Here is a 3,840-nt window from a genome sequence, read left to right on the forward strand (position 1 = left end):
GGGTTCGGCCGAAAGCGCCGTGGAGCTGATGCGATAGTCGCGGCGGCGGCTCATGATCTCCTGGGCAAGGATACCCGCCATGGCGATGATGCCGATCAGCACCGATAGGAATGCGGTTTCGCCGAGCACGGCGGGGCCGCCGCCGGCCAGCTTCTGATAGATCAGCGTCGGCAGCACGAGATAGTTGGCGGGAATGCCGAGAAAGGCCGGAATGCCGAAATTGCCGACGCATGAGACGAAGGCAAGGGCAGCGGCCGCCATGATCGACGGCGTCATCAAGGGCAGCACGATGGTGACCAGCACGGTGAACCAGCCGGCACCGCCCGCCCGCGCGGCTTCGACCAGCTCGCGCGGCAGCTTGCGCAGCCCGGCGCGCACCAACAGGAAAACCAGCGGGCCATACTGCACGCCGAGCAGCAGGATGATGCCCGATGTCGAATAGAGCGGGTTCCTGGTACCGAGCGGCGGTGCCGCCCCGAACAGCTTGAGGAACGGGCTTGCCGGGCCGAACAATTGCAGCCAGGCCAGCGCCGTCACCTGCGGCGCGATCATCAAGGGCATGACGTAACAGAGCACCATGGCGCTGCGAGCGCGGATATCGGTCAGAGTGACGAGGACGGCCACCAGCGTTCCAGACAGCACCGCAAGCAGGGTGCCGCCGATACCGACGACCAGTGTGTGCCAGGTGGCGATCCAGGTCGCCGGACTGGCGAGCCCCGCCTTTATCGCGACGGTCGACAGCGTGCCGCCGGGCGCCACGATCTCCTTGATCAGGCGCAGCATCGGCAGCAGGGAAAGCAGGACGATGACGATGGCTACCGCCGCCGTCAGGACCATTTCCTGGCCCCGGCTTTCCCTGATCCGTGTTGACATGATTGCGTTTCCTGGGGTCGATCAGCCGATGCGATCGGGGTTTTGCCCGTCAGGGATACCGCTGGGACGGCACCCCTGACTGGATTGCCGGCTCAGCCCCCGAACAATTCCGAGAACTTCGCCTTGTCGGCGTCGGTTTTGGCGACGATTGCCTTGGTGTCGAACGGCATCACCTTGACCTTGACGCCTTCCGGCAGCCATTCGGGGCGGCCGACCGAGGCGCGCGCCGGCAGATAGCCCATCGAAAGCGCAAGCTTCTGGCCGTCATCGGAAAGAATGAAGTCGACGAACTTCTTGGCGCCGTCGACATTCCTGGCGGTCTTCATGATGGCGACCGGTTCGGTCACTGCCGGCACACCTTCCGAGGGGAACACGAACTCGACCGGGGAACCCTTCTTCTTGGCGTTCATCGCCATGAAGTCGACCAGGATGCCATAGGGCTTTTCGCCCGATGCCACCGCCTTCAGCACCGCACCATTGCCGCGCACGCTGACGGTGTTGTTGGTCTTCAGCTTCTGGAAGAAATCCCAGCCATAATTGGCGTCGCCGACGAAGCCCGAAAGCAGGTAGGCGGCGGCACCCGAATAGAGCGGGCTCGGCATGACCAGGCCATCGGCATAGGCGGGCTTGGCAAGATCGGCCCAATGCTGCGGCTTCTCGGCCGCGGCGGTGTTGTAAACGATGCCGGTGGTGATCAGCTTGCTGCCGAAATAGGTCTTGTCGGCGTCATAGGCATCCGCCTCGATGCCATCGAGCTTTGCCTCGGGATAGGGCAGTAGCCGGTCGTCCTTCTTCAACAGCTCCATCGAGACCGCATCGGCGATCAGAAGCACGTCGGGCTGCGGGCTGCCGGCGGCAAACTCGGCCGCCATCTTGGTGAGGATGTCGCTCGTTCCGGAGCGATAGATATTCACATCGATACCCGGCTGCGCCTTCTTGAAGGCATCCACGGTCTTGGCCGCGTCGGCTTCCGGCTGGGACGTGTAGAGCGTCAGTATTTCGGCGTTTGCCACGCCGGCAAACAAAGTTGCCGCGAGCGCCAGCTGGCTGGCCAGCAGCTTGATGAAGTGCGTCTTCAATGAGACCTCCTGTCTTTCTGTGCATGACCGGTCCGGCTCTGGCCGGCTCCCCGTCTCTTCCTCCCTGCACGGCGCATATGACTGGTGGATGACACAGCGCGTGAAACCCACAAAATATGTTCATATGTACGATGTCAATTACAAATGAACAGAAATGTGCGACAATCGACACGCCGCAGATCCGGCATCAGTTGACATCCGGCCGGTATTTCCTTGATGAGCACCGGTCAGGCCACGGCTCATGAGGGACAGGAACCGATGACCACAGAAAAACCCAGACAGGCTCGCCTGCCGATGGTCTCGTCGGACCTTACCGTCAAGACGGCATGGCTCTACTATGTCGAAGGTTTCACCCAGGAACAGATTGCCGAAAAGCTCGATGTCTCCAGGGTGAAGGTCATGCGTACGCTGGCCTCCTGCACCGCCGAGGGCATTGTCGTCACCATGATCAACGCGCCGACCGCCGGGCAGGTGGCGCTCGAGCGGGGACTGGAAAAGCGCTGGGGTCTGAATGCCGCCGTCGTCATCCCGACGCCTTCGGCGCATGACCATCTGGAGAAAGCCATCGGCCATGCCGTCGCGGCCTATCTCGGCGAGCAGATGCAGGACGGCATGACGCTCGCCATCGGTGGCGGCGCGACCCTGCATGCCAGCCTCGGCTTCCTTGCCCGCCGGCAGTTGAAGCGTGCCTGTGTGGTGGCGCTCGTCGGCAGCCTGCCGCACTCGCAATGGATCAATCCGTCCATCGTTGCCGCCAAGGTAGCCGATGTCTTCGAGGTCGACAGCTACCAGATCACCGCGCCGGTCACGGTCGACAATTCCTCGCTGCGCGATCTCCTCTGGGCGCAGCCGACCCTGCAGGATGTACGCCAACGCGCGGCCGCCGCCGACATCGCGCTGCTCACCGTCGGCGACATGTCGCCGGACGCCACCATCTTCCGGCATGGCATCGTTCCGTCATCGCTGATCGCTCCGTTGAAAGCGAAGGGCGCGGTCGCCAACATGCTGTGCTATTTCGTCGATGCCAATGGCCGTTTGGTGGACCACGAGGTAAACGGGCGTGTCATGGCCATCGATCTCGATGTGGTCGGCAAGGTGCCGAATGTGGTTCTCGCCGCGGGCGGCAAGCGCAAGGTCGCGGCGATCCTCGCCGCACTGAAAGCCGTCGACACCAATGTGCTGATCACTGACAGCGATACCGCCACGGCGCTGCTTGCCAAGGGCGGTTAGATCAGCCCGCGCTCGCGCAAAAAATCCTCGACGCCGACATGGGTCATGGATTCGAATTCGGCGATCGCCTCGGCCACCCGCTTGCGCTGCGCCGCCAACAGTGTGAACACCTGCTTCATCTCGCCGGAAACACCAAAACGGCTCCACCGCTCGGCGATATGCGTGGGCAGACCGATGTCGGCGCAGAACGCGTCCAGACTGTCATAGCCGAGGCTGGCGACGAGCTGCCTGGTCTCCTCCGCCGACATGCGAGGCTCGAAGGCGTGGTCGTGCAGGCGCTGCGCCACCAGCTTGATGTCGGATGGCGACGCACCCATGACCTTGCCGAACAGGGTTTTGACGTCAGATGGGTCGAATGCAGGCATATTTGGCCTCCCTGGATCGCAATCCAGATAGAACATGGGTCAAGGGTCAGCGCCTGACAAGTCGTTTCTGTCGCAAGCCGGCGCATCAGTCGGCGCCGGCTTCTGCTTGGTGGATCAGACCAGCAGGCCCATCGGATTTTCAAGGAGGTTCTTGAAGGCGACCAGCAGTTCGGCACCCAGCGCACCGTCCACGGCGCGGTGGTCGGTCGACAGCGTCACCGACATCACGGTGGCTATTCTGATCTCGCCGTTCTTGACCACTGCCCGCTCCTCGCCGGCGCCGACTGCCAGGA

The 3,840-nt window shown here is 62.9% G+C and carries 5 protein-coding genes; 1 reads left to right on the forward strand and 4 read right to left on the reverse strand.

What is annotated here, in order from left to right:
- Positions 1–873, reverse strand: an 873-nt coding sequence (locus EN969_RS20785) for an ABC transporter permease subunit (RefSeq protein ID WP_164758387.1), incomplete at its 3' end; no start/stop codon positions are given.
- 92 nt (positions 874–965) lie between these two features.
- Entirely contained in the window at positions 966–1,952 is a 987-nt protein-coding gene (locus tag EN969_RS20790) for an ABC transporter substrate-binding protein (RefSeq protein ID WP_063169129.1), read from the reverse strand.
- 258 nt (positions 1,953–2,210) lie between these two features.
- Here EN969_RS20790 and EN969_RS20795 point away from each other — a divergent pair, with 258 nt between their 5' ends.
- The gene (locus tag EN969_RS20795; RefSeq protein WP_027162947.1) at positions 2,211–3,182 is read left to right on the forward strand and encodes a sugar-binding domain-containing protein; all 972 of its coding nucleotides are present in this window, start codon (positions 2,211–2,213) and stop codon (positions 3,180–3,182) included.
- On the opposite strand, the gene EN969_RS20800 is transcribed toward EN969_RS20795, so the two are convergent.
- Positions 3,179–3,547, reverse strand: a complete 369-nt coding sequence (locus tag EN969_RS20800; RefSeq protein WP_013529317.1) for a hypothetical protein — start codon at positions 3,545–3,547, stop codon at positions 3,179–3,181. The genes EN969_RS20795 and EN969_RS20800 overlap by 4 nt on opposite strands.
- A 114-nt stretch (positions 3,548–3,661) precedes the next feature.
- Positions 3,662–3,840 (reverse strand): 2-oxo acid dehydrogenase subunit E2 (locus EN969_RS20805; RefSeq protein WP_206525195.1); only part of this gene is annotated, 179 nt, incomplete at its 5' end.

It is taken from the genome of Mesorhizobium sp. M7A.F.Ca.CA.003.01.2.1 (assembly GCF_003998945.1).
Classification (GTDB): domain Bacteria; phylum Pseudomonadota; class Alphaproteobacteria; order Rhizobiales; family Rhizobiaceae; genus Mesorhizobium; species Mesorhizobium ciceri.

What these genes read in the sequence shown, in the direction of transcription:
- EN969_RS20795 (WP_027162947.1), top strand. Translation starts at nt 2,211, where the DNA reads ATGACCACAGAAAAACCCAGACAGGCTCGCCTGCCGATGGTCTCGTCG.
- EN969_RS20800 (WP_013529317.1), bottom strand. Translation starts at nt 3,547, where the DNA reads ATGCCTGCATTCGACCCATCTGACGTCAAAACCCTGTTCGGCAAGGTC.